Origin of the sequence: Flaviflagellibacter deserti (assembly GCF_042652085.1) — a bacterium.
GTDB lineage: Bacteria > Pseudomonadota > Alphaproteobacteria > Rhizobiales > Methylopilaceae > Flaviflagellibacter > Flaviflagellibacter deserti.
In genome coordinates this window covers 175,280-193,688 of the sequence record NZ_JBHSJF010000002.1, presented here as the reverse complement: position 1 = coordinate 193,688, position 18,409 = coordinate 175,280, and the positions used below count along the sequence as shown (strand labels likewise).

Annotated in this window: 18 protein-coding genes and 1 pseudogene; 8 read left to right on the top strand and 11 right to left on the bottom strand. The window is 65.1% G+C overall.

Annotated features, from left to right (window positions below):
• Positions 1 to 190: 190 nt before the first annotated feature.
• Positions 191 to 379: a YdcH family protein gene (locus tag ACFPFW_RS03105; RefSeq protein WP_114958723.1), complete on the top strand. Its 189-nt coding sequence runs from the start codon at positions 191 to 193 to the stop codon at positions 377 to 379.
• 39 nt (positions 380 to 418) lie between these two features.
• Here the strand turns inward: ACFPFW_RS03105 and ACFPFW_RS03100 are convergent, their stop codons facing one another.
• Positions 419 to 1,135, bottom strand: coding sequence for a DUF1013 domain-containing protein (locus ACFPFW_RS03100; RefSeq protein WP_114958722.1), 717 nt, complete (start codon positions 1,133 to 1,135; stop codon positions 419 to 421).
• A 207-nt stretch (positions 1,136 to 1,342) separates the two neighbouring features.
• On the opposite strand from ACFPFW_RS03100, the gene ACFPFW_RS03095 reads away from it, so the two are divergent.
• The gene (locus tag ACFPFW_RS03095; protein ID WP_114958721.1) at positions 1,343 to 1,540 is read left to right on the top strand and encodes a DUF1192 domain-containing protein; all 198 of its coding nucleotides are present in this window, start codon (positions 1,343 to 1,345) and stop codon (positions 1,538 to 1,540) included.
• Positions 1,541 to 1,850: 310 nt separating this feature from the next.
• Entirely contained in the window at positions 1,851 to 2,378 is a 528-nt protein-coding gene (gene rcdA / locus ACFPFW_RS03090; protein ID WP_114958720.1) for a protease adaptor protein RcdA, read from the top strand.
• A 66-nt stretch (positions 2,379 to 2,444) separates the two neighbouring features.
• Here the strand turns inward: rcdA and rpmE are convergent, their stop codons facing one another.
• Positions 2,445 to 2,675 (bottom strand): 50S ribosomal protein L31, encoded by a 231-nt coding sequence (rpmE, locus tag ACFPFW_RS03085; protein WP_114958719.1) that lies wholly within the window; start codon positions 2,673 to 2,675, stop codon positions 2,445 to 2,447.
• Between the two features lie 182 nt (positions 2,676 to 2,857).
• On the opposite strand from rpmE, the gene ACFPFW_RS03080 reads away from it, so the two are divergent.
• Positions 2,858 to 4,648 (top strand): ABC transporter transmembrane domain-containing protein, encoded by a 1,791-nt coding sequence (locus ACFPFW_RS03080; RefSeq protein ID WP_114958718.1) that lies wholly within the window; start codon positions 2,858 to 2,860, stop codon positions 4,646 to 4,648.
• Between the two features lie 109 nt (positions 4,649 to 4,757).
• Here the strand turns inward: ACFPFW_RS03080 and ACFPFW_RS03075 are convergent, their stop codons facing one another.
• Together ACFPFW_RS03075 and ACFPFW_RS03070 are read right to left on the bottom strand one after the other, a co-directional pair.
• A complete protein-coding gene (locus ACFPFW_RS03075) occupies positions 4,758 to 5,783 on the bottom strand; it encodes a peptidoglycan -binding protein (RefSeq protein ID WP_114958717.1) in 1,026 nt (341 codons plus the stop codon).
• A gap of 1 nt (position 5,784) precedes the next feature.
• The gene (locus ACFPFW_RS03070; RefSeq protein ID WP_114958716.1) at positions 5,785 to 6,714 is read right to left on the bottom strand and encodes a flagellar motor protein MotA; all 930 of its coding nucleotides are present in this window, start codon (positions 6,712 to 6,714) and stop codon (positions 5,785 to 5,787) included.
• Between the two features lie 188 nt (positions 6,715 to 6,902).
• On the opposite strand from ACFPFW_RS03070, the gene purE reads away from it, so the two are divergent.
• From purE to ACFPFW_RS03050, 4 genes are all read left to right on the top strand, one after another.
• Positions 6,903 to 7,403, top strand: coding sequence for a 5-(carboxyamino)imidazole ribonucleotide mutase (gene purE / locus ACFPFW_RS03065; RefSeq protein ID WP_114958715.1), 501 nt, complete (start codon positions 6,903 to 6,905; stop codon positions 7,401 to 7,403).
• A 2-nt stretch (positions 7,404 to 7,405) separates the two neighbouring features.
• On the top strand, positions 7,406 to 8,500 hold the full coding sequence (locus ACFPFW_RS03060; RefSeq protein WP_379769371.1) for a 5-(carboxyamino)imidazole ribonucleotide synthase: 1,095 nt from the start codon (positions 7,406 to 7,408) through the stop codon (positions 8,498 to 8,500).
• Between the two features lie 136 nt (positions 8,501 to 8,636).
• Positions 8,637 to 8,867, top strand: a complete 231-nt coding sequence (gene rpsU, locus ACFPFW_RS03055) for a 30S ribosomal protein S21 (protein WP_114958714.1) — start codon at positions 8,637 to 8,639, stop codon at positions 8,865 to 8,867.
• Positions 8,868 to 8,990: 123 nt separating this feature from the next.
• Positions 8,991 to 9,857 (top strand): tetratricopeptide repeat protein, encoded by an 867-nt coding sequence (locus ACFPFW_RS03050; RefSeq protein WP_114958713.1) that lies wholly within the window; start codon positions 8,991 to 8,993, stop codon positions 9,855 to 9,857.
• Positions 9,858 to 10,756: 899 nt separating this feature from the next.
• On the opposite strand, the gene ACFPFW_RS03045 is transcribed toward ACFPFW_RS03050, so the two are convergent.
• The 7 genes and pseudogenes from ACFPFW_RS03045 to ACFPFW_RS03015 form a co-directional block, all read right to left on the bottom strand.
• On the bottom strand, positions 10,757 to 12,154 hold the full coding sequence (locus tag ACFPFW_RS03045) for an NAD(P)(+) transhydrogenase (Re/Si-specific) subunit beta (protein ID WP_114957395.1): 1,398 nt from the start codon (positions 12,152 to 12,154) through the stop codon (positions 10,757 to 10,759).
• Between the two features lie 4 nt (positions 12,155 to 12,158).
• Positions 12,159 to 12,494: pseudogene (locus ACFPFW_RS03040) on the bottom strand (proton-translocating transhydrogenase family protein); the annotation flags it as partial.
• Between the two features lie 47 nt (positions 12,495 to 12,541).
• Positions 12,542 to 13,861: a Re/Si-specific NAD(P)(+) transhydrogenase subunit alpha gene (locus tag ACFPFW_RS03035; RefSeq protein WP_114957393.1), complete on the bottom strand. Its 1,320-nt coding sequence runs from the start codon at positions 13,859 to 13,861 to the stop codon at positions 12,542 to 12,544.
• Between the two features lie 5 nt (positions 13,862 to 13,866).
• Positions 13,867 to 14,154, bottom strand: coding sequence for an aa3-type cytochrome c oxidase subunit IV (locus ACFPFW_RS03030; protein WP_114957392.1), 288 nt, complete (start codon positions 14,152 to 14,154; stop codon positions 13,867 to 13,869).
• 132 nt (positions 14,155 to 14,286) lie between these two features.
• Complete coding sequence (locus ACFPFW_RS03025; RefSeq protein WP_114957391.1) at positions 14,287 to 15,663, bottom strand: ABC1 kinase family protein; 1,377 nt, start codon at positions 15,661 to 15,663, stop codon at positions 14,287 to 14,289.
• A complete protein-coding gene (locus ACFPFW_RS03020; protein ID WP_379769364.1) occupies positions 15,656 to 16,567 on the bottom strand; it encodes a heme-dependent oxidative N-demethylase family protein in 912 nt (303 codons plus the stop codon). Before ACFPFW_RS03020 ends, ACFPFW_RS03025 begins: the two co-directional genes overlap by 8 nt.
• Positions 16,564 to 18,291, bottom strand: a complete 1,728-nt coding sequence (locus ACFPFW_RS03015) for a M3 family oligoendopeptidase (RefSeq protein WP_379769390.1) — start codon at positions 18,289 to 18,291, stop codon at positions 16,564 to 16,566. Before ACFPFW_RS03015 ends, ACFPFW_RS03020 begins: the two co-directional genes overlap by 4 nt.
• Between the last annotated feature and the right edge of the window lie 118 nt (positions 18,292 to 18,409).

Here is an 18,409-nt window from a genome sequence, read left to right as displayed (position 1 = left end):
CCCGTGTGCCCCTGAAGCCGCGCTCTCGGCCCGCTGGCCTTCGCACGTGCAAGTATCGCGACAGCATCGACTTCATCAAGACCCCACGCCTCTGCCTAATGTCCGCCACCCTCTTGGGATCGAATCGACAGCGTGCGGCGAGCGTGTCATCGTTTCGTCGTCGTCAACCAGCTGGTCAGGAGGACACCGCATGTCTGTGGCATCGCATCTTTCAGCGCTCGAGCAGAAACACAAACTGCTGGAATCGCAGATCGAGCAGGAACAGGCCCAGCCCAGCGTAGATGCCGCGCGTATCAGCGAGCTCAAGCGGCTTAAGCTCAAGTTGAAGGACGAGATCACCCGCCTGCGCACCACCGCGTCGGGCCAGACCCTCCACTAACCGGCAATCAATCAGTCGATAACGGGGAAAGAGCGCTGGTTAGCGCTCTTCCTCCTCACCGCGAGGCAGCCCCTTCAGCTTCGCGAAAACCGAATCGACGTCGATCTTCTCTTCGTCGTCGCGGCGACGTTCGGGCCGCTCAAAGTCCGCGAACGGGCTCGTTTCTCCACCCGTTGTAACATCGGCCGGCAGCAGCGTCTGGCCTTCCTCCTCCGGAGGACGGGGCGGCGCATTCTTGGCCGCGCGGTTCACCTCGAAGTCGAGATCGAGCTGCGAGCAAAGACCCAACGTCACCGGATCAAGCGGCGTCAGGGTCGCGATGTTCCAATGGGTCCGGTCGCGGATCGACGCGATCGTCGTCTTCGTCGTGCCGACGAGACGCATGATCTGCGAGTCCTTCAGTTCCGGGTGGTTGCGGGTCAGCCAGAGGATAGCGCTCGGGCGGTCCTGACGGCGGGAGACCGGCGTATAGCGCGGTCCCTGGCGGCGCTTGACCTCGGGCAGACGTACCTTGGATTCCTGCAGCTTCAGCCGATAGCTCGGATCCCTCTCGCCGCGCTCCAACTCATCGCGCGCCAGCTGGCCACCCGAAACCGGGTCGATGCCGCGGATACCCTGCGCCGCATCGCCATCGGCGATGGCTTTAACCTCGAGCTCGTGCAAATGGCAGAAGTCGGCGATCTGCGAGAATGAAAGCGACGTGTTGTCGACAAGCCAGACAGCCGTGGCCTTCGGCATCAGCGGCGCATTCGACATGACAAATCTCCTCTGCGCTCCGCCCGCCGGGGCGAAGCAATGGTCTATTCACGATGACCGGAATGACGAGAGATATAAGACGTGCTCCGGCCAGACGCAAACGTCCTTATTAGGAACGCGCGAAAGCGCGGAAATAGACACCCTCCCCGTCGCGCCGCATGCGCGCTACAATGACGGTCTTGCGACGGACAAGGAGGAGGCCGGAAGATGGGCTTCGCCATTGAGGAAGACCGCCCGCGCCGCATCGGCGGCTATGAAATCGGACAGGATCTCTCAGTCTTTTCAATTGAAGAGATCGACGAGCGTATCTCTTTGTTGCGCGAGGAAATCGCGCGCCTGGAACGAAATCGCGACCAGAAAACCGCACAACGCGCTGCTGCGGATAGCATATTCGCCAGTCGTTGATGGAGGTCGAAGGCCTCGAATACCGGTGGACAGCTTTGAATTAACCTAGCGTTAAGCTTTCCACTGTATTTATGTAAATCATCCAGTCTCTGGATGCGGGCGGTTCGCCGCTCTGTTTTGACGCCTCCCTGTCATGGACTTAGAGCCGCCCTCCTGGCGGCTCTTTTTTCGGTCGGGCGTCCAGGGTCCGCCCCACCCTCCGTTTACCACTCGTTAAATTTCGGCTTCCGTTCGGGACCCTTCCGGGTCACAGTCGCGCAACGAGAGGCGGGGGCCTCGCGTTCATCGTTTTTCGTACTGGACCGAGGCTATGGCTGAACCTTCCGATCGGCTCGACGACACTGACGGCGCCTTCGTATCCTTCGGGCAGAAGCTGCTGTCATCGGAGAGCTTCCGAACCTTGTTCCGCGAGGGCATGAGCCTGGTCGAGGAGACCGCAGGCTATCTCGACGGCGAAGGCCGCGAGGAGAGCCGCGCGCTCGCCCGCACCACCGCTCTGGCCTATGCCACCGAGAGCATGCGCCTGACGACACGCCTGATGCAGATCGCCTCCTGGCTGCTGATCCAGCGTGCCGCGAACGAAGGCGAGATGAACCCTGAGCAGGCGCTGGCGGAGAAGCAGAAGGTCAAGCTGTCGACCGGCCGCTCCACGGTTCCGGTGGAGACGTTCGCCGCCCTGCCCGAACGCCTGCGTGATCTCGTGGCGCGTACCGAGCGCCTTCAGGAGCGTGTCATCATGCTCGACAACCAGATCAAGGAGCCGGCCGTGGACAACCACGACAACCCGATCGGCAACCAGCTTGCGCTCCTGCGCACGGCCTTCGCCTCCAACGGCTGAGGCCGGCAGAACCAGAAACGAAAAAGCCCCGCCGAAGCGGGGCTTTTTATTGTCCGGAAACCGGGATCAACGCTTGGCGGCGCCGATCGAACCGAAGCGCTGCGCGAACTTCGACACGCGGCCGGCGCGGTCAAGAAGCTGGGCGGTCCCGCCGGTCCATGCCGGATGGGTCTTCGGGTCGATGTCGAGCTGGAGGACGTCGCCCTCTTTGCCGTAGGTCGACCGGGTCATGTATTCCGTTCCATCGGTCATCACGACCTTGATGAAATGGTAGTCGGGATGGATATCGCTTTTCATGGCTTCGCTCGCGGGCACGGGCGCGGAATGAACCCGCCCTCGGCTGTTCGAGAAATTGAAGGCGCCCCTATATCGGACGAGCCCGCCCCGCGCAAGGCTCGTACGGACGATCCGCCGCAATCACGCGGTATCGACACGTCTTGCCTATCGCATCAAGTGCGCGCCATGGTCCGCCGCACGCCATGACGACGACCGAAACCGCCTCCCCCGCAGGAAGCCGGCGCTTCCGTCCCCTTCTCGCCCTTGCTCCCTTCGCGCTGAAGCACAAGGGTCGGATCGCGCTTGCCTTCGTCGCGCTGGTCGCAGCAGCGGCGGTGACGCTCGTCGTGCCGCTCGCGATCCGCCGCATCATCGATTTCGGCTTCTCGTCCGAGGAGCGCACGCTCGTCGACCTCTATTTCGGAACCCTGATCGCGATCGCGGCTGGCCTGGCCTTCGCCAGTGCCTCCCGCTACTACCTCGTCATCTCGCTGGGCGAGCGGGTCGTGGCGGATGTCCGGGCAGCCGTCTTCGCCCATCTCGTCAAGCTCTCTCCGAGTTTCTATGACGACGCGCGCGCCGGAGAGCTCGTCTCTCGCCTGACCGCCGACACCACGCTCATCAAGTCGGCCTTCGGCGCGTCCGCCTCGATCGCACTCCGCAATCTGTTCCTGTTCGTCGGCGCGGCCGGCATGATGGTCTATACAAGCCCGCGCCTGTCGGCCCTCGTACTCCTCGCCATCCCCTTCATCGTACTGCCGCTCGTCGCTTTCGGCCGCGCGGTACGCCGCCGCTCGCGCTCGGCGCAGGACACGCTCGCCGATGCCTCGGCCCTTGCCGGCGAAGCAATCGGCGCGATGCGCACGATCCAGGCCTTCAATGCGGAGACGACCCTTGCCGGGCGTTTCCGCGCGGCAGCCGAGCATGCGTTCGACAGTGCCCGCGCCGCCGCGGCGACCCGCGCTTTCCTCACGGGCACCGTCATCTTCATGGTGTTCGCCAGCATCGTCGGCGTGCTGTGGTGGGGTGCTACTGACGTACTGGCCGGCAATCTCAGCGTCGGCACGCTCAGTCAGTTCGTTCTCTATGCGGTGTTCGCATCCGGTGCCCTCAGTGAGGTCTCGCAGGTCTGGGCGGAGATCTCGCAGGCAGCGGGCGCCGCCGAACGTCTCGGTGAAATCCTGGCCGTAGAGCCGGACGTAAAGAGCCCGGCACTGGCCGCTCCGCTTCCGGTCCCGCCGCGCGGCGACGTGAAGTTCGAGGCGATCCGCTTCGTCTATCCCGCCCGCCAACATTCGCCGGTGCTCAGCGATGTCGACCTGCACATCCGCCCCGGCGAGACCGTCGCCATCGTCGGCCCGTCGGGTGCCGGCAAGTCGACGCTCTTCCACCTTCTGTTGCGGTTCTATGATCCACAAGCCGGCCGCGTTCTGCTTGACGGCGTCGATATCTCGACCGCCGACCTTGAGGATCTCCGCAGCCGCATGGCGCTCGTCCCGCAGGACCCGGTGATCTTCGCCGCGACCGCTCGCGAGAACATCCGCTTCGGTCGTCCGGACGCAAGCGACGCCGAGGTCGAGGCAGCCGCGCGCGACGCTGCCGCCGACGGCTTCCTCCGGGCGCTGCCGGAGGGCTACGAAACCGAGGTCGGAGAGCGCGGCGTCACCCTATCGGGCGGTCAGCGCCAACGTCTGGCCATTGCGCGCGCCATTCTCCGCGACGCTCCGATCCTTCTTCTCGACGAAGCGACGTCCGCGCTCGACGCGGAAAGCGAAACCCTGGTTCAGGAAGCGCTCGGCCGGTTGATGAAGGGCCGCACCACGCTCGTCGTCGCGCATCGCCTGGCGACGGTGCTCAAGGCCGATCGTATCGTGGTTCTCGACGAAGGCCGGATCATCGAGCAGGGCACGCATGCCGAACTCGTTGCCCAGGACGGCCTCTACGCCCGCCTCGCCCGCTTGCAGTTCGACGACCGGGTGCTCGCGGCGGTATGAGCACATCCCGGGGGCGGCGAAGCGCCCGGGATCCATAACCCCTGTGCTCGTTGTGAAACGCTGCGGAGTATGGGTTCCGGCTCCGCTTCGCGGCCCCGGAACACCCACGTCACCGCTCCGTCAGCTTGAGCTCCAGGCGCCGGTTGCGCGCATAGGCCTCTTCGGTGTCGGCATTGTCGAGCGGCTGATACTCGCCGAAACCAGCCGCGACGAGCCGTTGCGGCGAGACTCCCTTCGAGATGAGATACTTCACCACCTCGATGGCGCGCGCGGCCGACAATTCCCAGTTCGACGGGTAAAGCGCCGAGCGCTGCGGCCGCTTGTCGGTGTGACCGTCGACGCGCAGGACCCAGTTTATTTCCGGTGGGATCTGCCCGGCGAGTTGCTGCAAGGCGCCCGCCAGCTTGTCGAGCTGCTGGAGCCCGGAAGCGGAGATCGAGGCCGACCCGACATCGAAGAAGACTTCCGACGGGAACACGAAGCGGTCGCCGACGACGCGAATGTCCGGTCGGTCGGCCAGAATGTCACGCAGACGTCCGAAGAAGTCGGAGCGATAGCGCGCGAGTTCCTGCACCCGCTGCGCCAAGGCGACGTTCAGGCGCGAGCCGAGATCGGATATCTTCGCCTGGCTCTCCCGCCCTCGCGCCTCGGAGGCCTCGAGCGCATCTTCCAACGCGCCAATCTGGCGGCGGAGTGCCGCGATCTGCTGGTTCAGCAATTCGACCTGCGCCAGCGCCCGCGACGATATCTCCTTCTGCTGCCCGAGTTCGGTCGAGAGAGTGTCGGCCCGTCCGCCGGCGTCGGCCGCGGCTCCGGCTCCCGCCGCGGCCTGGGTCTTGAGCTGGTCACGCTCAGCCTCGACGGTCGCCAGGCTGGCCTGGATCGATGCCAGTTCCTCGAGCGCCGAGCGCTTGCCGGTCCGCTCAAGAGCCAGCAACTGGCTGAGTTCGGCGATCTGCGAGTTCAGTCGCGCCAGAGCGGTGTCCTTGCCAGTGACTTCGCGCATCAGCACGAATTGGGCGACGACGAACACACAGAGCAGGAAGATGATGACCATGAGAAGCGTCGACAGCGCATCGACGAATCCCGGCCAGTAATCGATCTGCCGCTCGCGGCGGCGGGCGCGGCCTGCCATCTCAGTTCCGCATGTCGCGGCCGATGACGCGTTCGGCGATCAGCCGCCGGAGCTCGTCATTCTGCGCCGATTGCCGTTCCATCCAGTCGCGGATCAGGGCCTGTTCGGCGCGCAGATGCTGAATCAGCCCCTGCACACCCTGCGTCAGCGGTTCGATCGACGGCATGGGCGCACCCGCGAGAACGGGCTTCAACACGCCGTCCTCCTCGATGCGCGCATCGGCGACCGTGCCGGAAAGCCAGTCCTCTAGTTCGTTGTAGAAGCGGTTCTGCGCCTGCCCGGCCTGAAGATCGAGGAAGCCGAGCACCAGCGATCCGGCAAGGCCGAACAGCGAGGACGAGAAGGCGATGCCCATGCCGGCGAGAGGCTGGCCAAGACCGCGCTTCAGGTCCTCGAAGATGACGCCCGCATCGCCCTGAACCTGAAGCCCGGAGATGACGCCGCCGACCGAGCCCACCGTTTCCAGCAGACCCCAGAATGTGCCGAGCAGGCCGAGAAAGACGAGAAGACCGGTGAGATAGCGGCCGATATCGCGGGACTCATCGAGGCGGGTGCCGACCGAATCGAGAATGGAACGCAGCGTCAGCGTCGAGATCGACGCCCGTCCCAGCCTGTTGCCGAGCAGCGAGGCCATCGGCGCCAGCAGCACCGGCGCGTCGCGGAGAGCAAGACCGGGATCTGACACCCGGAAATCGTTCACCCATCGCACTTCGGGAAAGATCCGGATCACCTGCCGGAAGGCGAGGATGATGCCGATGCCGAGCACGCCGAAGATCAGGCCGTTCAAGCCCGGATTGGCCATGAACGCACGGATGATCTGCTCATGCAGGATCAGCCCGACGAACGCCGCGAGAAGGATGAAAACCACCATGCGGACGAGAAATCCGCGTGGCGAGGACAGCTTGTAAGGATCGAATTCGGCGACGGTCATCGGGGCCTGCGATTCCGTTTGGACGCCCCTCCGCCGGGAGGACGCGAACACCTAGAGTCCGAGAAGCTTAACCAAGCCCCGGCGTCATTGAAACGACATTGGCGATCTATTTCACGACCTTGCCCTCGCCGAGGCCTGTCCATATAGTCCGCGCCTTCTTTTTAGGGGCTGGACCGAGGAGTTCCGCTATGGCGGACGCGGGGCGACCTGTCGCCATCATCATGGGCAGTCAGTCGGACTGGGCCACCATGCAGCACGCAGCCGAGACGCTCGACACGCTCGAGGTCCGCTGGGAATCGCGCATCGTCTCGGCCCACCGCACGCCGGAGCGGCTGTTCTCGTTTGCCAAGGGCGCGCGTGAGGAAGGCTTCAAGGTCGTCATCGCCGGCGCCGGCGGCGCCGCGCATCTGCCGGGCATGACGGCCTCGCTGACGCCGCTACCGGTATTCGGCGTCCCAGTCGAATCGAAGGCGCTGTCCGGCATGGACAGCCTGCTCTCGATCGTCCAGATGCCTGCCGGCATCCCGGTCGGCACGCTCGCCATCGGCAAGGCCGGCGCGGTCAATGCCGCGCTCCTCGCCGCCAGCGTGCTTGCGCTCAGCGATCCCGGTCTCGCAGGCCGGCTCGACGCCTTTCGTGCGGCCCAGACGGCGAAGATCGCCGAAACGCCCTCCAACGAAGGCGTCTGATCGTGAACGATACTGTTCTGGACGCGCTCCGACCGGGCGCGGTTATCGGTATTGTCGGCGGCGGACAGCTTGGCCGCATGCTGTCGATCGCGGCCGCCAATCTCGGCTTCCGCACGCATATCTATTGCCCGGATGCCGACAGCCCGGCCTTCGATGTCGCCTACCAGCATACGGTCGCCGCCTACGACGATTACGAGGCCCTGCTCCGCTTCGTGGCCAGCGTCGACGTCGTAACCTATGAGTTCGAGAACGTGCCGCACAGGGCGGCGCAGGTCATCGCGAATGAGCGACCGCTCTTTCCGGACGCCGAGGCACTCGCGACGACCCAGGATCGCTACACGGAAAAAAGCTTTCTTCGCGATCTCGGCATCCCGCTCGCGGACTTCGCCCGGGTCGACAGCATCGCCGATCTCGAAGAGGCCGTCGCGACGCTCGGCCGCCCCTCGGTCCTGAAGACGCGCCGCTTCGGCTATGACGGCAAGGGCCAGGTGATGATCCGCACCGAGACGGATCTCACCCAGGCGTTCCAGTCGCTGCTGCAGCAACCGTCGGTCCTCGAAGCGTTCGTCCCCTTCGAGCGCGAGGTCTCCGTCGTCGCCGCTCGCAGCCGCGGCGGCCAGTTCGCCGCCTTCGACGTCACGGAGAACCGGCATGAGAACCACGTCCTCCGGACGTCGACCGTGCCGGCCAATCTGTCCGCCTCCGCATCGAAGGAAGCACTCGCAATCGCCAGAAAGGTTGCGGACGCGCTCAATTATGTCGGCGTCATCGGTGTCGAGATGTTTGTGGTAAAGGACGGCGGCAAGGACCGCATCCTCGTCAACGAGCTCGCCCCCCGCGTCCATAATTCCGGCCACTGGACGCAGGACTGCGCGGTCACCAGCCAGTTCGAGCAGCACATCCGCGCCATCGCCGGCTGGCCGCTCGGGTCCCCCGCCCGCCTCGGCCGCGCCGAGATGACGAACCTCCTCGGCGAGGAAGCGCTCGACTGGCGGAAGATCGCCGCGGAACCCGGTGCGCACCTGCATCTCTATGGCAAGGCGCAGGTCAAGCGCGGCCGCAAAATGGGCCATGTGAACCGGCTGAAACCGGATTAGTAAATTTCCGGCGGTTCGCGCGTGACAAATCGCGACTCGTCTGGTAGATGCTCCGCCTAATCGGCAGTTGCCTTGTTCGACGCTTCGGTGCGCTTGGCCTGCCCTGATCCGAAATTCTGAAGGAAAGTGGCTGCCCGTGCAGGTTCTCGTTCGTGACAACAACGTCGATCAGGCGCTGAAAGCGCTCAAGAAGAAGATGCAGCGCGAAGGCATCTTCCGTGAGATGAAGTTGCGTGGTCACTACGAGAAGCCTTCCGAGAAGAAGGCACGCGAGAAGGCCGAAGCCGTTCGCCGCGCTCGCAAGCTCGCCCGCAAGCGCGCTCAGCGCGAGGGCCTCATCCCGATGAAGAAGCCCGCAGCGCGCTAATCCGCTGCTCGCAGACTGATACGTCGCAAGAGCGCCCCGGACCATCCGCGGGCGCTTTTGTATTTTCGGCGGGGATGGCATTGTCATCCGACGCGCTGATTTGACTCCGGGGGTAACCGCCTGATGTTCGCAGCTCTGTCCGGTCTGACCGCCAAGCGCAGCCTGCTTCTGGCTAGCTGCGCGGTTCTCCTCGCCGGCTGCGAAACGGTCTCGAACTCGACCACCGGCTCGGTCGCCACGGAATCCGTCGCCGGCTCGCAGGTGAACATCGCCTCGCTGAGCGACGTCGTTGCCCGCAATCCACAGGATCCGGAAGCCTACAACACCCGTGGTTCCGCCCTCGCCCGCGCCGGCAAGTACAAGGAAGCGATCCAGGATTTCGACGCCGCCGTGCGGCTCGATCCGAGCTTCGCCAAGGCCTATGCCAACCGGGCGCTGGCCCAGCACAGCCTCGGTCAAGACCGGGTCGCGCTGCAGGACTACGAGCGCGCCATCAACGCCAATCCGAACTACGTCGCCGCCTATGTCGGCCGCGGAAACGTCTACCGTCAGGCGGGCCAGCTGCAGGCGGCGCTGAACGATTATCAGCGCGCTATCGAGATGGACCGGCAGAACGCCGAGGCGTTCCACAATCGCGGTCTCGTCCAGCAGGCGCAGAGCCAGCATATGTTCGCGATCGAGGACTTCACCCGCGCGATCGCGATCGACGCCTCCGCCCCGCCGCCGCGCATCGCCCGTGGCGTCAGCTATCTGGCGACCAACGATCCGAAGGCCGCGCTCGACGACTTCAACACCGCCATCGCCTCCGCCCCCTCCAACGTCGATGCCTGGCTCGGCCGCGGCGGCGCCTATGAGGCGATGAACGATCCCGAGCGCGCCAAGGCGGCCTATGCCCGCGCTTTGCAGGTTTCGCCGAAGAACTCCCGCGCCCGCGACGCCTTCGCCCGCGTCGGCGGCAAAGCGGGCGTTACGTATAATCTGGTGAATTGATATCTCCCCTCCTCGCTTAGGTTAGGTTTTGTTCCGTCATCCTCCAGCTTGACCGGAGGTTCCATGCCACGCGGTGGGCGCCCTATGGGCCCTCCGGTCAAGCCGGAGGACGACGACCCAAATAGCACCGAGCCGGGCACACCCCATCCTCGCCTGCCTTGATCAGCGATGTCGGAGAAATGCTCCCTCGGAGGGAGCGGGGAACGCCTCGGCGTCCTCTGACTGGTTTGGTTTGCGTGGATGCCTGAGGCGTTCCCCGCACGGCGGTTAAGTCGGAGGAGGCGGGCGCTTCCACGGCCTGTGGCCGCCGAAGGTTTGAGAGCCTTCGAAGACCACGGCTCATCCCCAGTGCAAGGCACGGACGGGTCATGGTGCCCGACGGGCCCGCTCGTCAGACGACCTTCTCGGTCGTCCTACATCCTCCGGCCTCCCGGGAGCGGGGTTCCGGACCCCGCCCGCAGGCGCCGCTCCCCATCCCGCGCCGGCCGGCCGGTACCTGGCCAGCGCCCCTCGCAGGGTGAGGATGACGGGAGGATAAGCACATGATAGGAATATTGTCAAGGTTCTCCGTCATGGCAGGGCTTGTCCCGGCCACCCACGTCCTGTTCCTCTCGACATGCCGTGAACTCGTGGATGCCAAGGCCGAGCCTTGGCATGACCGAGAATGGGGTTGCCTCATTCTGAGCCGGATGCGCAGCACGTCGCGAGAACCGGGACCCAGCGTTCCTCGCGGCGAAGCCGCACTTTGTCTAAAGAGCGCCTGCGGCGCACTCATGCACTGGACCCCGGATCGGCGTGCGCTCCGCGCACTTGTCCGGGGGACGCAGAGAGGCAGGCGAGCACCTCAAACAAAAGGGCGCCTCACGGCGCCCTTTCTCATTTCTGCGATCGAGTCGGTCTCAGTGGCCGAGACCCTTGACGATCTCGTCGGTGACCTTCTTGGCGTCTCCGAACAGCATCATCGTATTGTCGCGGAAGAACAGTTCGTTCTCGACGCCCGCATAGCCGGAGCCCATGCCGCGCTTGATGAACAGAACGGTCTTGGCCTTTTCGACGTCGAGGATCGGCATGCCGTAGATCGACGAGGACGGGTCGGTCTTGGCGACCGGGTTCGTCACGTCGTTGGCGCCGATGACGAACGCCACGTCCGCCTGGGCGAACTCGGCGTTGATGTCCTCGAGCTCGAAAACCTCGTCGTACGGCACGTTCGCTTCGGCGAGCAGCACGTTCATATGGCCCGGCATGCGGCCGGCGACCGGGTGAATGGCGTACTTAACCTCGACGCCTTCCTTCTTCAGCATGTCCGCCATTTCGCGGGTGGCATGCTGCGCCTGGGCAACCGCCATGCCGTAGCCCGGCACGATGATGACCTTCTCGGCGTTCTTCATGATGAAGGCCGCGTCGTCCGCCGAGCCCTGCTTGACCGGACGGGTCTCGACCTTGCCGGCGCCCGCCGCGACTTCGCCGCCGAAGCCACCGAGGATCACCGAGAAGAAGCTGCGGTTCATGCCCTTACACATGATGTAGGACAGGATCGCACCCGAGGAGCCGACCAGCGCGCCGGTGATGATCAGCGCCAAGTTGCCGAGGGTGAAGCCGATGCCGGCCGCGGCCCAACCCGAATAGGAGTTGAGCATCGACACGACGACCGGCATGTCCGCGCCGCCGATCGGGATGATCAGGGTGACGCCGAGGACCAGCGCGACGACCGTGATCGCCCAGAACACGAGGTGGCTCTCGGTGGCGAAGAAGATCGCGATGAGCAGGACGAGACCGCCGGCCAGCGCGATGTTCAGCAGATGGCGCGCCGGCAGGATGATCGGCTTGCCCGACATCATCGCCGCGAGCTTGAGGAACGCGATGATCGAACCGGTGAAGGTCATCGCGCCGATGGCGACGCCGAGCGACATCTCGATCAAGCTCGACTTGTGGATCTCTCCGGGTTCGCCGATGCCGAACGCGTCAGGCGCGTAGAGCGCGCCGGCAGCCACGAGCACCGCGGCGAGACCGACCAGCGAGTGGAAGGCCGCGACGAGCTGCGGCATGTCGGTCATGGCGATGCGCTTGGCGATCACCGCGCCGATCGTGCCGCCGATGGCGATGCCGCCGACGACGAGCAGCCAGCTGAGGAAGTCCGCCGGAGGCGAGATCACGAGCGTGGTCACGATCGCGATGCCCATGCCGGCCATGCCGTACATGTTGCCCTGGCGCGAGGTCGTCGGGTGCGACAGGCCGCGCAGCGCGAGGATGAACAGGATACCCGCGGCGAGGTAGAGGAATTGGGCGATGTTGATCACGCGCTCAGCCCTTTTTCTTATACATCGCCAGCATGCGCTGGGTGACGAGGAAGCCGCCGAAGATGTTCACGGAGGCGAGTACCAGCGCGAAGAAGCCGAGGGCACGGGCCCAGATCGGTCCGTCGCCGCCGAGATCGAGGCTGACGCCGACCGACAACACCGCGCCGACCACGATGACCGACGAGATGGCGTTGGTGACGGCCATCAGCGGCGTGTGCAGCGCCGGGGTGACGCTCCAGACCACGTAGTAGCCAACGAAAATCGCGAGCACGAAAATCGCGAAACGGAAGACGAACGGGTCGATGCCGGTGGCGGCGTGTGCGGCTGCCGCCGCACCGTCAACAACGGCCTCGGACGGCACGGTCGCTTGAGCGAGCTGAACCATTATCAGGCGTCCTTGGGCTTGGGTGCAGACTTGGGAGCCGCGGGCTTGCGCGGAGCAGCCGGCGTTTTGGCGGCGGCAGGCTTCGCGGCAGCGGTCTTGGTGGCGGTCGACTTGGCGGCAGCAGGCTTCGCCGCCGGCTTGTCAGCAGCAGGCTTCTCAGCGGCGGGCTTGGCCGTCGGCTTGGCGGACGAGCCGCCTTTGAACTGGTCGTGGACCACGGCGCCGTCGCGGGTCAGGCCGGTCGCCTTGACGAGCTCGTCGTCCCAATTGATCGCAAGGGTCTTCTTTTCCTTGTCGATCAGCGTTTCGAGGAACGCGATCAGGTTCTTGGCATAGAGCGCCGAAGCCGAGGCCGCGAGACGGCCGGCGACGTTGAGGTGGCCGACGATCTTCACGCCGTTATGGATGACGACCTCGCCTGCCTTGGCGAGCTCGACATTGCCGCCGCGCTCGACCGCGAGGTCGATCAGCACCGAACCCGGCTTCATCGACTCGACCATCGCCTTGGTGACGAGCTTCGGAGCCGGACGGCCGGGGATCAGGGCGGTGGTGATGACCACGTCCTGCTTGGCGATGTGCGAAGCGACGAGCTCGGCCTGCTTGGCCTGATATTCCTTCGACATCTCCTTGGCGTAGCCGCCGGAGGTCTCGGCCTGCTTGAACTCGTCGTCCTCGACGGCGATGAACTTCGCGCCGAGAGATTCGACCTGCTCCTTCGTGGCCGGGCGAACATCGGTCGCGGTCACGATGGCGCCGAGGCGGCGGGCGGTCGCGATGGCCTGGAGGCCGGCGACGCCGACGCCCATGATGAAGACGCGCGCGGCCGGAACCGTGCCGGCGGCGGTCATCATCATCGGGAAGGCACGGCCATATTCGGCCGAGGCGTCGATCACGGCTCGGTAGCCGGCGAGGTTCGCCTGCGACGACAGCACGTCCATGACCTGCGCGCGAGTGATGCGCGGCATCAGCTCCATCGCGAAGGCGGAGGTCTTCGTGCCGGCGATCTTCGCCAGCTCGGCCTCGTTGCCATACGGGTCCATGATCGAGATCACGGCTGCGCCGACATTGGCGCCGTCGATCTGCGCGACCGTCGGACGGCGCACGGCGAGGATCACGTCGGACTTCGCGGCGATCTTCGAGGCGGTGCCTTCGATCGTCGCGCCGGCGGCTTCGTAGTCGGCGTCGAGGATGCCCGAGCGGATGCCCGCGCCCTTCTGCACGACGACGTCGGCGCCAAGGCCCTTCAGCTTCTTGACGGTTTCCGGAGTGGCGGCGACGCGCCCCTCGTTCGGATCGGTTTCACTCAGAACGGAAATGCGCATAGCAATCAGACCATCAATGCCCAGGCGAGCAACAGGAGAACAAGGAGGCCAGCGGGCGGAACCGCGCTGTCGCGCACCATGCCGATGACGAGGGTGACAATGGCGAACAGGACGCCGAACGCCGTCCAGAAGACGGAGCCGACGGTGCCCCAGATGCCGAGGGCGACGACGACGCAGAGGACGGCCACGGTGCCGACCTTGGTCAGCTTCATGACGTTGGCATAGGTCGCCTCATGCTCCGGCAGGTCGTTGCCGGCAGCGGTGGCGTATTCGGTCCTGCCGTGTTCGGCCATGACTGTCCCCCATTGCGAATGGAATGAATTTCCACGCCGCCTTTATCGGAAAGGTTTCGTTAGGGCAACGGCGTTCGCCGTGAATTCGCCACCATTCGGCGAGGCGTTTCCAGAGCGAGATTGAAGGTATTTCTACAGTTGTGCGACGTGATCGGGGAGACCCGCCGATACGAGCGCGTCGTTTTGCCTCTCCGCTACCTTGGGTAGATAGAAATCCTCTATCTCCTGATTGAAAAGGCGATAGAAATTCATTTCGGCGCGCAGATGCAGGAAGACCCCGCCGAGCCCGATCGCGGCACGGTCCATGAACACGAACTCGCGCGGAACCGTCACCGGGCCCTTTTCCTTCAGCGCCTTGTGCACCTCGAAGGCCTGCTTGCGCCCGTATTCCGTCGGCGAAATCCCCTTCCCTGCGATCGCCTGGACCTTGTCCTGAAGCAGCGGCCCGTAGATGAACCGCGCCCAGACGTTCAGCACGTCAATCAGGTCGTTCGACAGTCCCTTGAATCCCCAGCTCTCATAGGCGCCGACGATCCTCGCCCGGTCGTTCTCGCGGAGGCCGTGATAAAGGTCGACCACGCCCGCCACGAAGCGCGGCGGGAAGATGCGGATGCAGCCATAGTCCAGCAGGTTGATGCCCGCCGGCTCGCCGTCCTCGCCGCTGAAGACGGTGTAATTGCCGAGATGCGGGTCGCCGTGGATGACACCGAAATGCGCAAACGGATGCCACCATGCCTTGAACATCGCGGTGGCGATGCGGTTGCGGACCTCGAGCGGCTCGTTCTTGAACGTCAGCAGCCTCTTCCCATCGAGCCAGCCGAGCGTCAGCAATCGCCCGGTCGACAAATCCGGATGCACACTCGGAACCCGCACCTCCGGCGTGTCCCGCAGCATCGCGGCGTATAGCGCCGCGTGCTTCGCCTCGCGGCGGTAATCCAGCTCCTCGCGGACGCGCGCGCCGATCTCCTGCGCGATCTCGCGGGTGTCGATCGCCGGGTCCATGCGGCGGTGGACACCGAGCACGATCCTGAGCTGGGCCAGGTCCGCCTCCACCGCCGACGCCATCTCCGGATATTGCAGCTTGCAGGCGACCGCCTCGCCGCCGAGCGTGGTGGCGCGATGCACCTGGCCGAGCGATGCGGCAGCAGCCGGCGTCAGGTCGAACTCGGCGAATTTCGAACGCCAGTCCGGCCCGAGCTCCGACGCCATACGCCGCTTGACGAACGCGGCCCCCATCGGTGGCGCCTCGCTCTGCAGCTTCATCAGCTCGGCGGCATATTCGGGCGGGACTGCGTCGGGAATGGTGGCGAGCAGCTGTGCCACCTTCATCAGCGGCCCCTTCAGCCCGCCGAGCGCGCTCGCGAGGTCTGCTGCCGCCCTCCCGCGATCTGTTCCGCCGGTCAGCCGTGCGCCCGCCATCCGCGCAGCCACGCCACCGATACCGGTGCCGACACGGGCGTAGCGGGACAGGCGGCTGGAGAAGCGGTTCCGTTCGCGGTCGTCAGCCATTCGATCCTGCGATCTCGCCAAGGGCCGACGCAACGCGATCGCGTCCCTCCAGCAATGCTTTGTAAGTCAGCTGCGCCTCGTCCAGCCGCAGGATATCATCGCGAAGTCCCGCCGCGAGCCGCGCTCCGTCCGGGTGGCGGCGGAATGCATCGACCGGGTCCACGTAGATGCGGATCGTGAACAGGATGTCGCCGGACACCGGAAGGCGCCGCAGCGTCTGCCGCTCGACCCTGACGAATGCCCCAAAGTCCCCCGCCTCAGCATCGAACCAGTGCCGCGGCCGCGCTTTCGAGGCTGGGTGGTGGAGCTCGTCATCGGCATAGAGCGACCAGTTCAGCCGCTGTGCCGGCAGCTCGGTGCGGAGATTGGAGAAGATGCGGTTCATGCGTGGGCCGAAGCCGCCGGCATAGCCGGGCACGTTGCCGTGAAGCCCGTCGAGCGTGGCGCCGAACTTCTCGGCGAGCGACCATGACGACGGAAAGCAGAGAGAAGCTGCGGCCAATCGGTAACCGCCCGGACCGTCGCGCATCAGGCAGAGGTCTTCCTGGACGAAGCGGGAGGCCGTCATCAGCGGCGGCTCACCGCCATCGAGATCGATTGAGCGGCCCAGCGGCACGATTTCGATCCGCGAGCCATCGCGGCGATAGGTCTCCGGGAAACGCTGCGGCAGGAAATCGGCCAGCATGGCCAGCACTTCGCCCTGCGCCGCCCGCGTCTCGGTCTCCTCGCGGAACACGACGTCCCTCGATGTGGCGAAGAGTTCGTCCTTCTCGGCGAGGTAGCGCCCGATATGTCCATCGACCTCGATCCACTCGCGCGGATCGAGCAGGCTCATGCCGATCGTGAACGGCTTGTGCGAGCCGTCGTAGGGCGTGTGGGCAAAAGCGCCGACGTCGCCGCTCACGCCGTCTCCAGCTCCTCCAGCTCCGTGATCATGCGGTCGATCAGGCCGAGGCCGGTCTGCCAGAAGGCCGGGTCGCGCGCGTCGAGGCCGAATGGCTTCAGCAGTTCGGAATGATGCTTCGTGCCGCCCGCCGCCAAGAGCTCGAAATAACGATTGGCGAAGCCCTCATGCGATTTCTCGTAGACCGCATAGAGGGAGTTCACGAGGCAATCGCCAAAGGCATAGGCGTAGACGTAGAACGGCGAGTGGATGAAGTGGCCGATATAGGTCCAGAACGTCTCGTAGCCGGGGTTGAAGCGGATCGCCGGGCCGAGGCTCTCGGCCTGTACTTCGAGCCAGATCTCGTTCAGCCGATCGCTGGTCAGTTCGCCGGTTTCGCGGCGCTCCAGATGGACCTTCCGCTCGAACGTATAGAAGGCGATCTGCCGGACGACCGTGTTGATCATGTCCTCGACCTTCGAGGCCAGCAGCGCCTTCTTCTGCAGCGGATCGGTCGTGCCGTCCAGGATCTTGCGGAAGGTCAGCATCTCGCCGAACACGCTGGCGGTCTCCGCCAGAGTCAGCGGCGTCGGCGCCATCAACGGACCGTTCGGCGCGGCGAGCACCTGATGCACGCCATGACCGAGCTCGTGAGCGAGTGTCATCACGTCCCGCGGCTTGCCGAGATAATTGACCAGCACATAAGGATGCGCCGACGGCGTCGTGGGGTGCGCGAAGGCGCCCGGTGCCTTGCCCGGACGCGCGGGAGCGTCGATCCAGTTCTTGTCGAAGAACTCGCGTGCGATGTCGGCCATGCGCGGCGAGAAGCTGTGATAGGCCGACAACACCGTGTCCTTGGCCTCGATCCAGGGGATCGTCCGCTGCTCGACCTTCGGCAGCGGCGCGTTGCGGTCCCAGTGCTCCAGCCGATCCTTGCCGAACCACTTCGCCTTCAGCGCGTAATAGCGGTGCGACAGGCGCGGATAGGCCACCTGCACCGAAGCGACCAGCGCATCGACGACCTCACGTTCGACGCGGTTCGCCAGATGCCGCGAATCCGCGACATCCTCGAAATTGCGCCAGCGGTCGGAGATTTCCTTGTCCTTAGCCAAAGTGTTGGTGATCAGGGTGAAGGTGCGCAGGTTCTCGCCGAACACCTTGGCCAGCGCGTCGGAAGCCGCCTTGCGGCGCTCTTCCTTCGATTCCTGCATCAGGTTGAGCGTCGGCTCGAGGGTCAGCGTCTCGCCGCCTACCTCGAATTTCAGCGCCGCGATGGTCTCGTCGAAGAGCCGGTTCCAGGCGCCACGGCCGACCGTGTACTTCTCGTGGAAGAGCTGCTCGACGCGGGGTTCGAGCTGGTGCGGGCGTTCCTTGCGGACATCGTCGAAGAACGGCTTGTAATGGCCCAGCGCGGCATCTTCGAGCGCACGGTCCAGCACTGCGTCGTCGATCGCGTTCAGTTCGAGCGAGAAGAAGATCAGATGCGCCGAGGCGTCGGTCAGCTTCTCGGACACGTCACCGTAGAACTTTGCGCGCTTCGGATCGGTCGTGTCGCCGGCATAGACGAGGCCGGCATAGGAGCCGAGACGGCCCATCAGGTCGTCGAGCGCCTCATAGGCTTTCACCGCCTCGATCAGCGAACCCTTTTCGGCAAGCTCCGAGAGATGGCCCTTGAACTTTGCCGCGAACACCTCGGCGTCCGCGTTCGCCTTCTTCAGGTCGGCCGCGACTTCCGGCGAATCCATTGCCGGATAGAGATCGGCGAGATTCCATTCCGGCAGGTCGCCGAGCGCGGGAGCGGAAGCGGGTTCGGCGGAGTCACGCAGCGGAAACGTACGGAGCAAAGTGGGATCCTCGCGAAGG